General features: G+C 66.7%; 16 protein-coding genes. 14 read left to right on the forward strand and 2 right to left on the reverse strand.

Features of this window, described 5'->3' with window-relative positions; translation table 11 throughout:
- The first annotated feature begins 10 nt into the window (after positions 1-10).
- The 13 genes from F6X59_RS16925 to F6X59_RS16985 all read left to right on the forward strand — a co-directional run bounded on the left by F6X59_RS16925 (position 11) and on the right by F6X59_RS16985 (position 12995).
- Complete coding sequence (locus F6X59_RS16925; RefSeq protein WP_152957209.1) at positions 11-358, forward strand: DUF4389 domain-containing protein; 348 nt, start codon at positions 11-13, stop codon at positions 356-358.
- Positions 355-813, forward strand: a complete 459-nt coding sequence (gene sixA, locus F6X59_RS16930) for a phosphohistidine phosphatase SixA (protein WP_346653778.1) — start codon at positions 355-357, stop codon at positions 811-813. Before F6X59_RS16925 ends, sixA begins: the two co-directional genes overlap by 4 nt.
- Before the next feature lie 110 nt (positions 814-923).
- Positions 924-1298 (forward strand): hypothetical protein, encoded by a 375-nt coding sequence (locus F6X59_RS16935; protein WP_152957210.1) that lies wholly within the window; start codon positions 924-926, stop codon positions 1296-1298.
- Between the two features lie 93 nt (positions 1299-1391).
- A complete protein-coding gene (locus F6X59_RS16940) occupies positions 1392-2180 on the forward strand; it encodes an alpha/beta fold hydrolase (RefSeq protein WP_152957211.1) in 789 nt (262 codons plus the stop codon).
- A complete protein-coding gene (locus F6X59_RS16945; RefSeq protein WP_152957212.1) occupies positions 2177-3031 on the forward strand; it encodes an alpha/beta hydrolase in 855 nt (284 codons plus the stop codon). Before F6X59_RS16940 ends, F6X59_RS16945 begins: the two co-directional genes overlap by 4 nt.
- A 109-nt stretch (positions 3032-3140) precedes the next feature.
- Complete coding sequence (locus F6X59_RS16950) at positions 3141-3935, forward strand: DUF4892 domain-containing protein (protein ID WP_152957213.1); 795 nt, start codon at positions 3141-3143, stop codon at positions 3933-3935.
- 12 nt (positions 3936-3947) lie between these two features.
- Complete coding sequence (locus tag F6X59_RS16955) at positions 3948-5000, forward strand: AI-2E family transporter (RefSeq protein WP_152957214.1); 1053 nt, start codon at positions 3948-3950, stop codon at positions 4998-5000.
- Between the two features lie 174 nt (positions 5001-5174).
- A complete protein-coding gene (gene kdpF / locus F6X59_RS16960) occupies positions 5175-5264 on the forward strand; it encodes a K(+)-transporting ATPase subunit F (protein ID WP_033696222.1) in 90 nt (29 codons plus the stop codon).
- 9 nt (positions 5265-5273) lie between these two features.
- The gene (gene kdpA / locus F6X59_RS16965; protein WP_152957215.1) at positions 5274-6968 is read left to right on the forward strand and encodes a potassium-transporting ATPase subunit KdpA; all 1695 of its coding nucleotides are present in this window, start codon (positions 5274-5276) and stop codon (positions 6966-6968) included.
- A gap of 10 nt (positions 6969-6978) precedes the next feature.
- Positions 6979-9033: a potassium-transporting ATPase subunit KdpB gene (gene kdpB / locus F6X59_RS16970; RefSeq protein ID WP_152957216.1), complete on the forward strand. Its 2055-nt coding sequence runs from the start codon at positions 6979-6981 to the stop codon at positions 9031-9033.
- A gap of 10 nt (positions 9034-9043) precedes the next feature.
- The gene (gene kdpC / locus F6X59_RS16975) at positions 9044-9589 is read left to right on the forward strand and encodes a potassium-transporting ATPase subunit KdpC (protein WP_152957217.1); all 546 of its coding nucleotides are present in this window, start codon (positions 9044-9046) and stop codon (positions 9587-9589) included.
- A gap of 59 nt (positions 9590-9648) precedes the next feature.
- Positions 9649-12303, forward strand: coding sequence for a sensor histidine kinase KdpD (locus F6X59_RS16980; RefSeq protein ID WP_152957218.1), 2655 nt, complete (start codon positions 9649-9651; stop codon positions 12301-12303).
- Positions 12300-12995, forward strand: a complete 696-nt coding sequence (locus F6X59_RS16985; RefSeq protein ID WP_152957219.1) for a response regulator — start codon at positions 12300-12302, stop codon at positions 12993-12995. The genes F6X59_RS16980 and F6X59_RS16985 overlap by 4 nt, the downstream gene beginning before the upstream one ends.
- Before the next feature lie 3 nt (positions 12996-12998).
- On the opposite strand, the gene F6X59_RS16990 is transcribed toward F6X59_RS16985, so the two are convergent.
- Positions 12999-13904: a LysR family transcriptional regulator gene (locus F6X59_RS16990; protein ID WP_152957220.1), complete on the reverse strand. Its 906-nt coding sequence runs from the start codon at positions 13902-13904 to the stop codon at positions 12999-13001.
- A gap of 53 nt (positions 13905-13957) precedes the next feature.
- On the opposite strand from F6X59_RS16990, the gene F6X59_RS16995 reads away from it, so the two are divergent.
- Positions 13958-15217, forward strand: coding sequence for an NAD(P)/FAD-dependent oxidoreductase (locus F6X59_RS16995; RefSeq protein WP_152957221.1), 1260 nt, complete (start codon positions 13958-13960; stop codon positions 15215-15217).
- A 3-nt stretch (positions 15218-15220) separates the two neighbouring features.
- On the opposite strand, the gene F6X59_RS17000 is transcribed toward F6X59_RS16995, so the two are convergent.
- Positions 15221-18151, reverse strand: a complete 2931-nt coding sequence (locus F6X59_RS17000) for an aminotransferase (RefSeq protein ID WP_152957222.1) — start codon at positions 18149-18151, stop codon at positions 15221-15223.
- Positions 18152-18599 lie beyond the last annotated feature (448 nt).

Raw genomic sequence — 18599 nt, forward strand, 5'->3', positions numbered from 1 at the left:
GGAGCAGCACATGAACGATACACCCGAGCGCGCCCAGCGCGAGTCGATCATCCTGCGGGTGCTGTGGATGCTGGTGTTCCTGGTGGTCTGGCAACTCGCCGAGCTGCTGCTCGGCGGCCTGGTGCTGGTGCAACTGATCTACCGCCTGGTCTATGGTGCCCCGAGCGCCAGCCTGATGAACTTCGGTGACAGCCTGAGCCAGTACCTGGCGCAGATCGGCCGTTTCGGTACCTTCCACACCGACCAGAAGCCTTGGCCGTTCGCCGACTGGCCGGCAGCGCGTGCCCCGGAAGGTGAGGCGCCCCACGCCGTGGCTGCGGCGCCGCACCCGGTGCGCGACGAGGAGCCCAAGCTGTGAGGCTGTGGGTGCTGCGCCACGGCGAGGCGCAGCCGCGCGCCAATACCGACGCTGAGCGGTGCCTGACCGGCCATGGCCGTGAGCAGGTGCTGCACAGTGCAGCCCGGCTGCTTGGCCAGCCGTTGCAGGCGATCATTGCCAGCCCGTATGTACGCGCACAACAGACGGCGGCCCTGGTGCATGACACCCTGGGCTTCGCCGAGCCCGTGCGCACCGTGCCGTGGCTGACACCTGACAGCGATGTGCGGCAGGTGATCGGCGAGATCGAGCGCCTGGGCCTGGAACACGTGTTGCTGGTCAGCCACCAGCCACTGGTAGGGTCGCTGGTCGGCATGCTCGAGCACGGCCATGTGCAGCAGCCGGCACCCATGAGCACCGCCAGCCTGGCGGAGCTGGAAGGCGACTGGCCGCTGGCAGGGCTGATGACGTTGCGCGCGCTTAGTTCGCCTGAGTGAGCGAGAGCAACTGGCATTTTTGCCAGTTGCCAGCCATTTGCATCCAACGGATGCTTGGCGCCAGGTGGTTCAGCAGATGACAGGGCAGGGAGCGTTGAATGAGCGGGGTGATGCACGAGCTGTTACGCTCTCTGGATCTGCAGCCCACGATTGAAGCCGTACAGCGTGACAACCGTCTCGATTTTGCCCAGTACGCCCTGCTGCGCGAGGCCGCCGACGCCAAGCTCTATCACCTGATGGGCAACGTGCGTCACAAGCTCGAGCAGCACCCCATGGACAACCTGCTGGTCGAGCAGGACCTGCACGAACTGCAGCAGTCCTGCGCGCGCATGTCTCACCTGCTGCAAACCAGCTGCCTGGCCTTGCGCCGGCTGCAACTCGATGTTCAGGAGCAACGCCTGGCCCGTGAGGCGCTGGAGAGCCAGATCGCCTACATGCAAGCCTGCCTGCGCCGCTCGCTGGCGAGTTTCGACGACTCGGCGTGACCTGATTGCCCTTGGCGATGACATTTACAGACGTTGCCGAGTGCCGGCGCGATGCCGACAATGGGCCATCATTCCCCGTCCGGACCAGGCGCCATGTCGCAGCAGATCTTCTTCGCCCACGCCAACGGTTTTCCCTCGGCCACCTACGGCAAGCTGTTCGCCGCCCTGGGGCCGGATTATCAGGTCAGTCACCTGGCCCAGCATGCCCATGACCCGCGCTTTCCGGTGAACGACAACTGGCAGAACCTGGTCGACGAACTGCTGCATCACCTGGCGCAGCAGCCGGCGCCGGTGTGGGGGGTTGGCCATTCGCTGGGTGGCGTGTTGCACCTGCATGCCGCGTTGCGCCGGCCCGAGCTGTACCTTGGCGTGGTGATGCTCGACTCGCCGGTATTGACCCGTGCTGACCAATGGCTGCTGCGCACCGCCAAGCGATTCGGCTTCATCGACCGCATCACCCCGGCTGGCCGTACCCTCGGGCGGCGTGAAGCGTTTGCCGACCGTGACAGCGCACGTGACTACTTCGCCAGCAAGTCGCTGTTCCGCCACTTCGACCCGGATTGCCTGGAAGCCTACCTCGAGCATGGCCTGCAGGCGGCCGAGCAGGGCTTGCGCCTGCGCTTCGACCCGGCCACCGAAATCAGCATCTACCGCAGCATCCCGCACGCCAGCCCGGCGCCCGCGCGCCAGTTGCAGGTGCCGTTGGCAATGGTGCGTGGCGAGCGCAGCAATGTCATCCGCCGTCACCATGCGCTGGCGGTGCGCGGCATGGCTCGGGGCGAATACCACAGTGTGCCGGGCGGGCACATGTTCCCGTTGGAGCGGCCAACCGACACGGCCAGCCTGATCAAGGGCCTGTTCGACCGCTGGAGCCAGGCATGAGCGCGCAGGTCGAGGAAGTGCGCCTGAGCCTGGGCCATATCGAGCTCGCCGCGCACCTGTTCGGCCCCGCGGATGGCCTGCCGGTGATCGCCCTGCACGGCTGGCTGGACAACGCCAACAGCTTCTCGCGCCTGGCCCCGCTGTTGAAGGGCCTGCGCATCGTCGCCCTCGATCTGGCCGGGCACGGTTATTCCGAACACCGCCCCTTGGGCGCGGGGTATGCCTTGGCCGATTACGCCCACGATGTGCTGCGGGTTGCCGAACAGCTGGGCTGGCAGCGTTTTGCCCTGCTCGGGCATTCGTTGGGCGCGATCATTTCGGTGCAGCTGGCCGGTGCCTTGCCTGACCGGGTCAGCCATCTGGCCTTGATCGACGGTGTCATTCCCCCGACCGGCGCCGAGCAGGATGCCGCCGAGCGCCTGGGCATGGCCCTGCAGGCCCAGCTGCGCCTCGATGGCAAGCGCAAATCGGTTTACCCGACCCTGGCGCAGGGCGTGCAAGCGCGCATGAAGGGCATGGTCGCGGTCAGCCGCGAAGCCGCCGAGCGGCTGGCCCAGCGTGGCCTGATGCCGGTGCCCGGTGGTTACAGCTGGCGCAGCGACAGCCGCCTGACCCTGCCATCGCCAGTGCGCCTGAGCCAGGCCCAGGCCATGGCCTACGTGCGCCGGGTGAGTTGCCCGGCGAGCCTGGTGGTGGCGGCCGACGGCATGCTGGTGCGTCACACCGAGCTGCTGGAGCAGCTACCCTTTGAGCAGACGGTGCTGCCTGGCGGGCATCACTTGCACCTTAACGACGAACAAGGCGCGGCCCTTGTCGCAGACTGTTTCAATCGCTTCTTTGGCTTTGCTTGACTTGCACCGGACAAGTGTCGAGGCTTGGCGGGTTGAACAGGGAGACAACCATGCAATTGCCAGACATCCTGGAGCTTGAACCCGGCGCGCTGCGCCGCATGGGTCGCGGATGAGCGCGCCCGTTTCCATCCGTACCGCTTTCGCCGCCTGCCTCGTGCTGGCCAGCCCCGTGCTGTGGGCCGGCAGCTTGCCCGTGCCGGCGGACGCCAAGGTGGTCGACCAGCGCCCGGCCGTGGAGCAGGAACGCGTCTACCCCATGGGCCCGCTGCGCAAGATCAGTGGCCGCCTGCGCGTCGAGGCCCAGATCGAGAGCCGCGGCCAGGTCAGCTCGGTCACCTACGAGCTGCCGGTCGAGCGCAGTGCCCGCGAAGCCTTCACCAGCGCCCGCGAGGCGCTGCAGCATGACGGCGGCTATCCGTTGTTCTGGTGCCAGGGCCGCGATTGCGGCGAGGGCAGCCTGTGGGCCAACGACGTGTTTGCCAATGCCCGGTTGAACGGCGGCGACGAGCAGCAGGCGTTCATCCTCCTGCGCCGCTCGGCCGAAGAGGCCGACACCCTGGTCGCGCTGTACAGCGTCACCCGTGGCAACCGCCGCGCCTATCTGCATGTGGAAGAATTCGTCGCCAGCAGCCCGCTGGGCGAAATACTCCCCACCGCCGCCACCGTACTGCGGGAAATGCGCGATACCGGCAAGCTCGACTACCCTGACCTGGCTGCGCCACAGGAAAGCTGGGTGAGCTTGCTGGCGCGCAGCCTGAACCTCGACAGCACCTTGCGCGCAAGCCTCAGTGGCGCCCAGGCCGAGGCCTGGCGCGAGCAACTGGTCAAGGCTGGCGTGCGTGATGGCCGGCTCGAAGTCGGCAACGCACCCACCGATGGCCTGCACCTGGAACTGATCCGTTGAGTGAGCGTCACCATGGCCAACAATGACCGCCTGCTGATCCAGATTCTGCTGCTGGCGTTGCTGGGTGCCGCCCTGTGGGTCATGGCACCCTTCATTTCCGCGTTGTTGTGGGGGGCCATCCTGGCGTTCGCCAGCTGGCCGCTGATGCGCCTGCTGACGCGTGTGCTGGGTGGGCGTGAAACCCTCGCCGCCAGCCTGCTGACTGCGGCCTGGATCCTGATCGTGGCCTTGCCGCTGGTATGGCTGGGCTTCAACCTGGCCGACCACATCCGCGACGCCACTGCCTTTGTGCGCGATGTACAGGTCGATGGCCTGCCTGATGCACCTGACTGGCTGCGCGGCATTCCCTTTGTCGGCGAGCGCCTGGTCAGTTGGTGGCAATCCCTCGATCAGCAAGGCGCGGCCCTGCTGGCGTCGCTCAAGCCTTACCTCGGCCAGGTCGGCAACTGGTTGCTGGCGCGCAGTGCGCAGATCGGCAGCGGTGTGCTGGAGCTGACCCTGAGCCTGGTATTCGTGTTCTTCTTCTACCGTGACGGGCCGCGCCTGTCGGCCTTCGTGCTGCGGCTGCTGAACCGGCTGGTGGGCGAGCGGGCCGAGTACTACCTGGAGCTGGTGGCAGGCACCGTGCAGCGGGTGGTCAACGGCGTGATCGGCACGGCGGCCGCCCAGGGCCTGCTGGCGCTGATCGGCTTCCTGATCGCCGGGGTGCCCGGGGCGATCGTGCTGGGGCTGGTGACCTTCATGCTCAGCCTGATCCCGATGGGGCCACCGTTGGCGTGGATCCCGGCGACCGGCTGGCTGGTGTGGAAGGGCGAGTACGGCATGGCCGTGTTCCTGGGGATCTGGGGCACGTTCGTCATCAGCGGCGTGGACAACGTGCTCAAGCCCTACCTGATCAGCCGCGGCGGTAACCTGCCGCTGGTGATCGTGCTGCTGGGTGTGTTCGGTGGCTTGCTAGCCTTTGGCTTCATCGGCCTGTTCATCGGGCCGACCTTGCTGGCGGTCGGTTACAGCCTGTTGCTCGACTGGAGCCGTAACGCCGGACAACAGACTCCTCAGCAATAACCTGCTCTGGCCTCTTCGCCGCAATGCCGCGAAGAGGCCGGCACTGCAACGCCGCTGCTTTGATTTTTACGCATTCTTTATTTCCACGCCTGCCCCCCGATCTCGCCCCTTTACGCCTACCCCTCGGACAATTCCCCCAAAGCGGTACAAGCCGCAAAAAGGGGAGTTTCACTCATGTACATGCTCGATGGGTTGTCACTGCTGCTGGCAGTGGCCTTGGCGGTTTACCTGCTGGTAGCGCTGCTGCGCGCCGATCGCAGCTAGGGAGCGGCCATGCACAGTTACGATTACCTTTTGCTGCTGGCCTTCTTCGCCATCGTGCTGTTGCCGGCGCCCTGGCTCGGACGCTTCTACTACAAGGTCATGGAAGGCCAGCGTACCTGGCTGACCCCCGTGCTTGGGCCGGTGGAGCGTGGCTGTTACCGCCTGGCCGGCGTACGCGCCGACCAGGAGCAGAACTGGAAGCAGTACAGCCTGGCTCTGCTGGCCTTCAACCTGGCTGGCTTCCTGCTGCTGTTCAGCGTGCTTCTGTTGCAAGGCTACCTGCCACTCAACCCGCAGCACCTGCCCGGCCAGGAGTGGTCGCTGGCATTCAATACGGCGGTGAGTTTCGTCACCAACACCAACTGGCAGGCCTACAGCGGTGAGGCTTCGGTCAGCTACCTGAGCCAGATGCTCGGCCTGACCGTGCAGAACTTCGTCAGCGCCGCCACTGGCCTGGCCGTGCTGGTTGCGCTGTGCCGCGGCATCGCTCGCCGTTCCACCACCAGCCTGGGCAACTTCTGGGTCGATATGACCCGCGCCACTCTCTACGGCCTGCTGCCGCTGTGCCTGCTGCTGGCGCTGCTGCTGGTATGGCAGGGCGTGCCGCAGACCTTCGCCGACTACGCCCACGCCGTGACCCTGCAAGGCGCCGACCAGACCATCCCGCTGGGCCCAGCCGCCAGCCAGATCGCCATCAAGCAACTGGGCACCAACGGTGGCGGCTTCTTCGGTGTCAACTCGGCGCACCCATTCGAAAACCCTACCGCCTGGAGCAACCTGTTCGAGGTGGCCTCGATCATCCTGATCCCGGTAGCCCTGGTGTTCACCTTTGGTCACTACGTCAAGGACCTGCGCCAGAGCCGCGCCATCATCGCCTGCATGCTTGGCCTGTTCCTGCTGGGTGGCGCGACGGCGCTGTGGTCGGAGTACCAGCCGAACCCGGCGCTGGAAAGCGCCCAGGTGCAGCAGAGCGCGCCCATGGAGGGCAAGGAGAGCCGCTTCGGCACCACCGCCTCGGTGCTGTGGACCGTGACCACCACGTCAGCCTCCAATGGCTCGGTCAACGCCATGCACGACAGCCTCAACCCGCTGACCGGCATGGTCGCGATGGTCAACATGATGGTCGGTGAAGTGATCTTCGGCGGTGTCGGCGCCGGGCTCTACGGCATGTTGCTGTTCGTGCTGATTGCCGTGTTCCTGGCCGGGTTGATGATCGGCCGCACGCCGGAATACCTGGGCAAGAAGCTGCAAGCGCGGGAAGTGCAACTGCTGGTGGCGACCCTGCTGGTGATGCCGGTCGGCGTGCTGGTGCTGGGTGCCATCGCTGCCAGCCTGCCAGGCCCGGCAGGTGCGGTGAGCAACCCGGGCGCCCACGGCTTCAGCCAGCTGTTGTACGCCTACACCTCAGGCACCGCCAACAACGGCTCGGCGTTTGCCGGCTTTGGCGCCAACACGGTGTTCCACAACCTGATGATTGGCTTGGCCATGCTGATCGGCCGCTTCGGCTACATCCTGCCGATCCTGGCCCTGGCCGGCAGCCTGGCGGCGAAGAAGAGCGCGCCCCAGGGCACCGACAGCTTCCCCACCCACGGCCCGTTGTTCGCCTGCCTGTTGCTGGTGACCATCCTGCTGGTCGGTGGCCTGACCTTCCTGCCGACCCTGGCCCTTGGGCCGATCGCCGAACAACTGAGCCTGGGTTTCTGAGGAATCATCCATGAACATGCCCATTCCTGAAGTGAAAGCCTCACACAGCGCCAAGGACCAGACCCGCTTCGCGGCCCTGTGGCGCCCGGCGCTGGTGCAGGCCTTCGTCAAGCTCGACCCGCGTCAGCTCAAACGGGCGCCGGTGATGCTGGTGGTCGCCCTGACGGCGGTCCTCACCACCGCGCTGTGTTTCGCGCCTGGCAACGGCGTCAGTACTGGCGTCGCCGCGCAGATTGCCCTTTGGCTGTGGTTCACCGTACTGTTCGCCAACTTCGCCGAGGCCCTTGCCGAAGGCCGTGGCAAGGCCCGTGCCGACAGCCTCAAGGCCGGTAGCCAAGGGCTGACGGCGCAGCGCCGCAAACGCGATGGCAGTTTCGAAAGCGTCGCGGCCACGGCACTGCGCAAGGATGATGTGGTGCGCGTGGTGGCTGGCGAGATGATCCCCGGTGACGGTGAGGTGCTCGAAGGCATCGCGGCGGTCAACGAAGCGGCCATCACCGGCGAGTCCGCACCGGTCATCCGCGAATCCGGTGGCGACCGCTCGGCCGTCACTGGCAACACCCGGCTGGTGTCCGACTGGTTGCTGATCCGCATCACCAGCAACCCCGGCGAGTCGACCCTGGACCGCATGATCGCCCTGGTCGAGGGCGCCAAGCGGCAGAAGACCCCCAACGAAATCGCCCTCGACATCCTGCTGATCGGCCTGACCCTGATCTTCCTGATCGTGGTGGTGACCCTGCAACCGTTCGCCCATTTTGCGGGTGGCAGCCTGCCGCTGATCTTCCTCGCCGCGCTGCTGGTGACGCTGATTCCCACCACCATCGGTGGCCTGCTCTCGGCCATCGGCATTGCCGGCATGGACCGCCTGGTACGCCTGAATGTGATCGCCCGCTCCGGCCGCGCAGTGGAGGCGGCCGGCGACGTCCATACCTTGATGCTCGACAAGACCGGCACCATCACTTTCGGCAACCGCCGCTGCAGTGCCCTGCACGCGGCCCAGGGTGTGACCGCCAAGGAGCTGGGGGAGGGCGCCTTGCTCGCCTCGCTGGCCGACGACACCGCGGAGGGCAAGTCGATCGTCGAGTACCTGCGCCAATTGCACGACTTCATCGAACCGTCACCTGAGCAGTACCAGGCGATTGCCTTCAGCGCCGAGACACGCCTGTCGGGTATCGACTTCCAGCAGCACCGCTACCGCAAGGGTGCCGTCGATGCGGTGCTGGCCTTTGTCGGCATGCAGCGCCTTGACCTGCCCGCCGCGTTGGCCCGTGAGGTGGAGCGCATCGCCCAGAGCGGTGGCACCCCGCTGCTGGTGTGCCTGGACAAGCGCCTGCTCGGTGTGATCCACCTCAAGGACGTGGTCAAGCCGGGGATCCGTGAGCGTTTCGCCGAGCTGCGCAAGCTGGGCATCCGCACCGTGATGGTGACCGGTGACAACCCGCTGACCGCCGCAGCCATCGCTGCCGAGGCCGGCGTCGATGATGTGCTCGCCGAAGCCACGCCGGAGAAGAAGCTGGCACGCATCCGCCAGGAGCAGAATGACGGCCGCCTGGTGGCGATGTGCGGCGACGGCGCCAACGACGCCCCGGCGCTGGCCCAGGCGGACGTCGGCATGGCCATGAACGATGGCACCCAGGCGGCGCGCGAGGCGGCCAACATGGTCGACCTGGACAGCGACCCGACCAAGCTGCTGGACGTGGTGCAGGTGGGCAAGGAGCTGCTGGTGACCCGCGGCGCGCTGACCACCTTCTCCATCGCCAACGACGTGGCCAAGTACTTCGCCATCCTGCCGGCGCTGTTCGCCGCCATCTACCCGCAGCTCGGCGTGCTCAACCTGATGCACCTGGCCAGCCCGCAGAGCGCGATTCTCTCGGCGATCGTGTTCAACGCGCTGATCATCATCGTGCTGATCCCGCTGGCACTGCGCGGTGTGCGCGTGCAGGCGGCGAGCGCGGCGCACCTGTTGCGGCGCAACCTGCTGATCTACGGGCTGGGCGGCATCGTCGTGCCGTTTGCCGGGATCAAGCTGATCGACCTGCTGCTCAATGCCCTGCACCTGGTCTGAGGAGGCCATCATGAACCGTTACGTACGCCCGGCGTTGAGCCTGATCCTGCTGATGACCGCGGTCACTGGCGCACTTTACCCGCTGGCGGTGACTGGGGTTGCCCAGCTGGCGTTCCCCGAGCAGGCCAATGGCAGCCTGGTGCGCGATGAGCGCGGGCAGGTGCGGGGTTCGGCCTTGATCGCCCAGGATTTCCAGGGCGATGGCTGGTTCCATTCACGGCCTTCGGCGGGTGCTTTTGCTACCGTGGCCAGCAGCGCGAGCAACCTGGCACCGAGCAACCCGGCGCTGGCCGAGCGGGTCAAGGGCGATGCTGCGGCGCTGTACCAGGCGCAGCTGGGGCCGGTGCCCCAGGCGCTGCTGACCACGTCGGGCAGCGGCCTGGACCCGCACTTGCCACCGCAAGCCGTGGCCTACCAGATTCCTCGGGTAGCGGCGGCGCGGCAGGTGCCGGTGGAGCGCTTGCAAGCCTTGCTGGAAGAGGCCACCCTCCACCCATTGATCGGGCCACCAGTGGTCAATGTGCTGGCCTTGAACCAGGCGCTTGAGCACCTCTGAGAAGGGGCCGCAAGGCGGCCCAGGATTCAGGGAACACTGCAATTTCTGAAGGATGAAACATGAGTGACTCCACCCGCGCAGACGCGCTGTTGGCCACCCTCCCACGCAGCGGTCGCGGCCGGCTCAAGGTCTTCCTCGGCGCCGCCCCAGGCGTGGGCAAGACCTTCGCCATGCTCCAGGCCGCCCACGCCCAGCAGCGCCAGGGCGTGCAAGTGTTGGCCGCGGTGGTCGAAACCCACGGCCGCAGCGAGACCGAAGCGCTGCTCGGCGGCCTGCTCCAGCAGCCCCTGCTGCGCAGCGAGTATCGTGGTGTCACCCTTGAGGAAATGGACCTCGACGGCCTGCTCAAGGCGGCCCCGACCCTGGCCCTGGTCGACGAACTGGCCCACACCAACGCCCCTGGCAGCCGCCACGCCAAACGCTGGCAGGACGTGCAGGAGCTGCTTGCCGCTGGCATCGACGTGTACACCACGGTCAACGTCCAGCACCTGGAAAGCCTCAACGACAAGGTCCGCGGCATTACCGGCGTACAGGTGCGTGAAACCCTGCCGGACTGGGTGCTGCAGGAAGCCTTCGAGCTGGTGCTGATCGACCTGCCGCCGCGCGAGCTGCTCGAACGCCTGCGCGAAGGCAAGGTGTATGTGCCGGAGCAGGCGCGGGCCGCCATCGACGCGTACTTCTCGCAGACCAACCTCACCGCCCTGCGCGAGCTGGCCATGCAGACCGCCGCCGCCCAGGTCGATGCCGACCTGGCCCACGGTTACCGCCTGCGTGGCGAAGCGGCGCCGGCTTTGCGCGGGCGCCTGCTGGTGGGCGTGGATGGCGATGAGCAGGCCGAGCGCCTGGTGCGCCACGCCAGCCGCGTTGCCCAGCGTCGCCACCTGCCGTGGAGCCTGGTGCATGTCGACAACGGCCGGTTGCGTGACGAAGCCGCCCGCCAGCGCCTGCAGGCGGCCCAGCAACTGGCCGAGCGGCTGGGGGGCGAGGTGGTGGTGCTTCGCGCCGGCGAGGTGGCGCGAACCTTGATCCAGCACGCCAGCGAGCGTCGTGCCAGCCTGGTGCTGGTCGGGCAATCCCGTGACCGGCTGCGCCGGCGCCTGTTGGGTGCCGGTGTCGCCGCCCGGCTGCTGCGCGAAAGCCATGGCCTGGAGATCAACGTGCTCGACCGCGACAGCCAGGCACGCCCGGCACGTGCAGCAGTCAGCCGGGTGTGGGTCTGGCGCCATTACCTGCTGGCGCTGGTGGCCACGGTGCTGGCCGCCGGCCTGGCCTGGGGCGTGTCGAGCGTGCTGGCGCTGCCCAACATCTCGCTGGTGTTCCTTGCCGCCGTGCTGCTGGTGGCCGTGCGCAGCAGCCTGGGCCCGGCGCTGGCCTGTGCGGCGCTGTCGTTCCTGACCTACGACTTCCTGTTCATCCCGCCGAACTTCTCGTTCAGCATCCAGCGCGAGGAAGACGTGCTGACGCTGGTGTTCTTCCTGCTCATGGCGGCCCTCACCGGTAACCTCGCGGCCCGCCAGCGCAGCCAGCTGCAGGCCCTGCGCGAAACCCAGGCGCAGACCAACCAATTGCTCGACCTGTCGCGCCGGCTGACCGTGGCCGCCGACCGCCAGGCTGTGTTCAACGCCGCCGGGCGGCACCTCAATGGCTGGAAGGATGTGCAGGTATGCCTGCTCGAGCGCAACAGCGAAGGGCTGCTGGAGCTGGCGAGCGGCGAAGCCCAGGCCTTGAGCGACAACGAACGGGCCGCCGCCGAATGGGCCTGGCAGCATGGCCAGGCTGCTGGCCACGGCAGCGATACCTTGCCCAATGGCCGCTGGTGGTGGTGGCCGTTGGCGGTTGATGACCAGCCCCTGGCCCTGCTCGGCGTGCGCCCGCGTTCCGGCGAGCCACTGAGCGCCCAGCGCCGGCGCCTGCTGATGGCCCTCGGCCAACCCCTGGCCCAGGCCCTGGCCCGTGCCCGGCTGGCCGAGCAACTCGAGGCCGCCCGCCTGCACGGCGAAACCGAGCAATTGCGCAGCGCCTTGCTGGCCTCGGTGTCCCACGACCTGCGCACCCCGCTGACGGCCATGCGCGGCAGCATCGACAGCCTGCTGGCGCTGGGCGAAGCGATCCCCGTCGAAGACCGCCGCGAGCTGCTTGAAGGCACGCGCAACGAAGCCGAGCGCCTGGACCGTTACATCCAGAACCTGCTCGACATGACCCGCCTCGGCCACGGCGGCCTCAAGCTTGCCCGCGACTGGGTGGCGCCGGCCGACATTGTCGGCAGTGCCCTCAACCGTTTGCGCGCGGTACTGGCGCCGTTGCGTGTGCACACTGATGTGCCCGCTGACCTGCCACTGCTGTTCGTGCACGCCGCACTGATCGAGCAGGCGCTGATCAACGTACTGGAAAACGCCGCACGCTTTTCCCCCGCGCAAGGCCGCCTGGCGTTGCAGGTAGCGGTGCATGGCGAGCAGTTGCACTTCGCTGTCAGTGACCAAGGCCCCGGCATCCCGGTGGCCGAGCGCGAGAAGATCTTCGACATGTTCTACACCGCCGCCCGCGGTGACCGGGGCGGGCAGGGCACCGGCCTGGGCCTGGCGATCTGCCAGGGCATGATTGGTGCCCATGGCGGGCAGATCCTGGTCGGCGAAGGCATCGATGGCCACGGCACCTGCATCACTCTATGCTTGCCGCTGCCCCAGCAACCTGAAGCCGAAAGCGAAACTCCATGAGCCAGTCCGCCACCCTGTTGGTCATTGACGACGAACCACAGATCCGCAAGTTCCTGCGCATCAGCCTTGCTTCTCAGGGCTACAAGGTGATCGAGGCCGCCACCGGCAGCGAAGGCCTGGCCCAGGCCGCGCTGGCCAAGCCTGACCTGGTGGTGCTCGACCTCGGCCTGCCCGACATGGATGGCCAGCAGGTACTGCGCGAGTTGCGCGAGTGGAGCGCGGTGCCGGTGCTGGTGCTGTCGGTGCGGGCTAGCGAGGTGCAGAAGGTCGACGCGCTGGATGGCGGCGCCAATGACTATGTGACCAAGCCTTTCGGCATCCAGGAGTTCCTTGCCCGGGTGCGCGCGCTGTTGCGCCAGGTGCCGCAGTCGGGTGGTAGCGAAGTGACGGCGAGCTTCGGGCCGCTGGTGGTGGATTTTGCCTTCCGCAAAGTGACCCTGGAGGGTGTGGAGATCGCGCTGACGCGCAAGGAGTACGCACTGCTGGCGCAGTTGGCGGGGCATCCAGGGCGGGTGATTACCCAGCAGCAATTGCTCAAGGACATCTGGGGGCCGACCCATGTCGACGACACCCATTACCTGCGGATCGTGGTGGGGCATTTACGGCAGAAGCTTGGCGATGACCCGACAGCGCCGCGGTTTATCATTACCGAGGCCGGGGTGGGGTATCGGTTGGTGGCGCCGGGGCACTAGAGCTCAAGCCCTGGGTGGTTCTTTGTCGAACAGCTGGCGCATCACTTCCAGATAGCGCCTGGCGCCCAGCCCCAACGGTCGTGGCTTCAGCCAGATGATGTCGACCCACAGCCGCAAGCGGCTGGCCATGTTGTCAAAGCGCACCTCGGCCAGCGCACCCGAGGCAATCAACGGCTCCACCAGCGGCTGCGGCAAGTAGGCCCAGCCCAGGCCGGACTGCACCAGATCGAGCGTCGCCAGGTAGCTGTCGGTCAACCATATCCGCCGCGAAAGCACCATGCGCGGGTCCGACCCAGTGGCCTTGCCCGAGGCCACGATGATCTGCCGTTGTTCGGCAAACGCTTCCTCAGGCAGCGGCGTGCCACTGTTGCTGCTGGCGGGGTGGCGCGGTGAAGCGACGGCCACCAACAGCTGGCTGCCGGCTTCGAGAAAGGACTCGCGCTCATCGATCCCAGGGCGCTCGAACACCAGCGCCAGTTGCACGCTGCCTTCATGCAGCAAGCGCACCGCCTCGGTCTGGGTCGCCGAGCGTACTTCGATCTCCAGGCTGGGAAACTCCTTCGCCAGGGTTTCCAGCGGCTGGCTCCAGCGGCCGGTCTGCAGCTCCGGGGCCATGGCGATGGTCAGGCGCTTTTCCAGCCCCTGGTGCAGTTGCAGGGCCTGGGCGTCGAGCAGGTTGAGCTGGCAGATTACCTGCCGCGCCTGCGGTTCCAGGGCCAGGGCGGCGCTGGTGGGAACGGCTTTGCGTGTGGCCCGGTCGAACAGGGCCAGGTCCAGCTCGGCCTCCAGTTGCGCGATCGCCATGCTCACGGCCGACGGTACACGCCCCAGCTTGCGAGCCGCTGCTGAGAACGACCCGGCATCCATGACAGCAAGGAAAATGGCCAGGGAGTCGCTGGTAAACGCCATTGTCAGTGAACCTGATGATAATTGTCTTTTGTGGTTGGAAATTATGAACATTAATGCACGGACTGGACAATCCCACCAAGGACAACAACGTGCATAAACCCACCGCCTGGCATGTCACCCACTGGAGTGCAGACCCGTTCAGCCTCGGTGCCTACAGCGCGTTGCTGCCAGGGGGTACCGGGCAGCACCGGGCAATCCTCGGCCAGGTGCTGGAGAAGCGGCTGGTCATCGCCGGGGAGGCCTGTAGCGCCACTGCTCCGGCGATGACCCATGGAGCATGGGACGATGGCCTGCGTGCTGCCGAGGCGGCTTTGCATGCCGGCGCTAGCAAGGTGATCGTGATCGGTGCTGGTTGCGCGGGGCTGGCGGCTGCGCGGTCCTTGCATGAGCAAGGTATCCAATGCGTCGTTATGGAAGCCAGGGGGCGAACGGGTGGGCGCACGCACACCGTCGAACTGGGTGGCGTGAGGGCAGATGAAGGTGCCGCATGGCTCCAGCATTTCGCCGACAACCCATTGGCCACCCTTGCCCTGCAACAGGGGCTGGCTTGCGTCGAAACTGACTTCGCCAACCCGCTCGCTGCTGCACGCGGCGGGGTGCTGCCTGACATCGACGGCGCTTGGTTGGCCCTGACTGAAACTATCGATCGGCGGTTCTCCTTGTCTGATGCCATCGCCCGCTACATGGCCAGCCTCGATCCCGCGCACGTACGCGCGACGCAATTCGCCATCGACGGCAACCTGGTACTGGAAGCGTGCCTGCCCGTGGCGCAGTTGTCGGTCTGCGCTCTGGACGAAGAGGGTGTCGGGCATGGAGATCGCATGCTGCCCGGTGGCTACAGCGAACTTGTAGATTGCCTGGCGCAGGGGCTGGATATCCGCCTGAACAGTCCGGTAACGTCCATCGACTGGTCAGGCGCGAAGGTTGTGGTCAATGACCAGCTGTGTGATTTCTGCATTTGCACAGTCCCCGTGGGCGTGTTGAGAACGCTGCGTTTCAACCCTGCGCTACCCGACACACAGCAACAAGCGCTGGCACATCTGGCCATGGGCAAGCTGGAAAAGGTGATTCTGCAATTCGATGAGCGCTGGTGGCCGCGCTCACCCTCGGGTTACCTGCGCTGGTACGACGAGCCTGCCAGTTGGGGGGAGTGGCTGGATCTGACCGACGCGGTGGGCAAGCCCACCATTGCCGGGTTGATTGCCGCCGATGCAATCGAGCGGCAGTTCACCGGGCGCACCGACGAGCAGATCGCCATGGCTGCCTGCGAGGCGTTACAGGCGTGGGCCGCAGCGCTGGGGCCCACACCTTGATAGTTACAGCCCTTCGCCAAGCACCCGGTCGATGCTGTCGACAAAGTAGTCGACGCTGGCCCGGGTGGTGCACATCGGCGGCTTGATCTTGAGGATGTTCAGGTAGTCGCCGGTCGGTTGCATGAAAATGCCCAGTTCGCGCAGGCGGTCGCACAGCAGCATGGTTTCTTCGCTGGCCGGCTCCAGGGTGTCACGGTTGCGCACCAGCTCCAGCCCCAGGTAGAAGCCCGAACCATGCGCCGCCCCAGCCAGCGGGTGCTTGTCGACCAGCGCCTGCAGGCGCGCCTTGAAATAGCGCCCGGTGTCGCGGGCGTTGTCCCACAGCCCTTCCTCCTGCATCACGTCCAGCACCGCCATGCCGATACGGCAGCTGACCGGGCTGCCGCCGGCCGAGGAGAAGAAGTAGCCCTCGGCTTCCAGGGCCTCGGCGATCTCACGCCGAGTGATCACCACACCCAACGGCTGGCCGTTGCCCATGCCCTTGGCCATGGTGATGATGTCGGGCACCACGCCCTGTTCCTCGAAGCCCCAGAAGTATTCGCCCAGGCGGCCATAACCGACCTGCACCTCGTCGGCGATGCACACGCCACCGCGGGCGCGGACCTTGGCATAGGCTTGGCGCAGGTAACCGGCCGGCAGCGAGATGCCCCCGGCATTGCCGTACACCGGCTCGCAGATGATGCCGGCCAGCTGGCGGCCTCGGGCATCGAGGTCGGCCAGCTTGGCGTCGACGTCGCGCAGGTAGTCGGCGGCCGTGTCGGCCCCCCGGAAGCGGCCGCGGAAGGTGTTCGGCGCCTCCACCGGGTGCACCCAGTCAGGGCGGGTTTCCAGGGCCTGCGGGTTGTCGGCGATGGAGGTGGAAATGGCATCGGTGGCCACCGACCAGCCGTGGTAGGCCTCCAGCACACTGAGCAGGTCGCGGCCACCGCTGTAGGCCCAGGCCAGGCGGATGGCCAGGTCGTTGGCTTCGGTGCCGCTGTTGACCATGAATACCCGGTCGAAACCCTCGGGCGCGAGGTCGAGCAGGCGCTCGGAGAACTCGGTGATGGCGGCGTAATGGAAGCGTGAGTTGGTGTTGAGCAGCGACCACTGGCGTGCCGATTCGGCAGCCATGCGCGGGTGGCCGTGGCCGAGCACGGCGACGTTGTTGAGCATGTCCAGGTACGAACGGCCTTGCAGGTCGATCAGGTAGTTGCGCCAGCCGCGCTCGATCTGCGGCGGTTGCGCGTAGTAGTGCTTCTGCGAGCGAGCGAAGCTGGCGTCGCGACGGGCCAGCAGGGCCTGCGGGTCGGGCAACGGTTCGGCATCGCAATCGAAGCCCAGCAGCGCGGCGGGCGACGGGCACAGGGCCAGCCACGCGGCAGCCTGGGACGGTTTGGCGAACAATGGCGGCTGGATGCCGGTGTCCAGGCACAGCTGGACCCCAAGGAAGCCGCAGCTGCTGCCCAGGGATCGCCCTTGGGCCACGGCCTGGCCATCCGCCGGGGCATCTTCCAGGCCTTGCAGCCACAAGGCCCAGCGTGGCGTGCGCAGGCAGCCGCGGCCGTCGCCGTGACGTTGCCAGATGCCCGCTTCGGGCGCCTGAAGCGGGCTGCCATTGGGCACATGCAGCTCTACGCCCAGCGCGCAGGTCGCCGGTTCTTCGGGGCGATCGACATGGGTTTGTGACAGGCGATACTGGCCGTGCAGGCTGCAGGCCGGCGCCGGTTGCGCGCTCAGCAGGTGCTGGTCGAAGCCCGGCTGTTCCCAGTTGCCGGCTTCGCAGTGCGCGCTGAGCACGCCCAGGTCGACGCGCTTGACCGGCTGCCCGGCCAACTCGGGGAGCAGCGGCGCACAGCCAGACAGGTCGGCTGCATCGGTTGGCAGGCCGGCCGCCTGCAGAATGGCCGCCTCCATCAAGGCGAACGGTACGGCCGTGGCGGTATCGAAGATTTCCCATTCATGGGCGACGTTGTCGCGGGTGTACTGGTTGTCCGGGTCCACGGCCAATTGCTGCGCGCTGCTCAGCACCAGCACCGCTGCACGGTTGAGTACCAACGGCCACAAGGCACGCAGCTCGGCCTCGGTCAGCGGGTTGAGGGCCTGGTAGGCGCTGACCGCTGGCAGGATGCGCAGTGGGTCACCTTCGGCATGGTGCAGCAGCGCGGCACAGGTCACCGAAAGGTCGGCGATGCGCCAGGTGCGCGACAGGTCGCCGAAGTCGATCACACCTTGCAGTTGCCATTGGCGCTGGTCGTCGCGGGCCCACACGGTGTTGTCGTCGGTGATGTCCAGGTGCACGGCCTGAGTCGGCAGCCGCTCGGCCAAGGGGGCCAGGCGCTCGCTGGCCAGGCGCGTGGCCTGCTCGATGCGGGTGCGTTGCCCGGCGTCCTGCAGCACCTGCAGCAGGTGCTCGATCAGTGCCTGGGCATGTTGCGGGTCCCATTGCAGGGTGCGTACAAGGCCTGGGTGGTCGAAGTCGGCCAAGGCCTTGTCGAGCCGTGCGCACAGCCTGCCCAGTTCAGCCATCAGGCGTGGCGGCATGTGTTTGAGGCGGGTCACGGGCTGGCCGTCGATGTAGTCGAGCAGGCGCACCCGCAGGGGTTGCCCGTCGATGTTCACCGCCAGCAAGGTTTCGCCACTTTGCGCAGCTTGCACGGCGGGTACTGGCAGGCTCTGCTCGCGCAAGAAGGCCAGGGCGGCATGTTGCGCCTGCAGTTCGATCTGGGCGTAGCTGCCGTGGCAGGCCTTGAGCACGAAGCGCCCTTGCGCCGCGTCCACACGGAAGTTCAGGTCTTGCTGGCTGCCCAGCGCCGTCAAGTCGCCATCCAGGCCGTAGTGCGTCTGCAGCAGCGCATGCGCCTGGGCTTCGCTGAGCGCAGGGCTGGGCAGGGCGGAGCGCTGGATCAGCGTAGCGAGGGCAGGGGAGGCGGGTTTTTGTTGTTGGCTGGGCATGGGGCTCTACCGTTGTTGCTGGAGTTGACTGAGGAGAATCTATTCCCTGTCTGGCTGATGATGAAAGACGATCGTGATCAGAATTTCTGATGATTGGTGTGCTTGGGCTTAGGTCAGGTGAGCGGGACTGTCGTGGAATCGCAGCAGGGCTGACAGGTGTATGAGTTGGTTTTTGCAGTGGGGCTGAAATCGAGCGCCGCCCGCGCGGCGCATCGCGAGCAAGCTCGCTCCTACATCTGTTTCGGGCCAATCATTCCTGTGAAGCCAACAGGGACCGCCCTGTTGGCATGGCAATACATCTCGGTGGGCGCTGATGCCGCTCCATCTCTCTGCAGTCATGCACCAAGGCGGGCCCTGTTGGCGGTACAGGAGAGACTGGCCCGAAACAGATGTAGGAGCGAGCTTGCTCGCGATGCGCCGCGCGGGCGGCGCTCGATCTCACAGGCGC

The organism is Pseudomonas sp. MN1F (genome assembly GCF_009391885.1).
In the GTDB taxonomy this organism is placed as follows: Bacteria; Pseudomonadota; Gammaproteobacteria; order Pseudomonadales; family Pseudomonadaceae; genus Aquipseudomonas.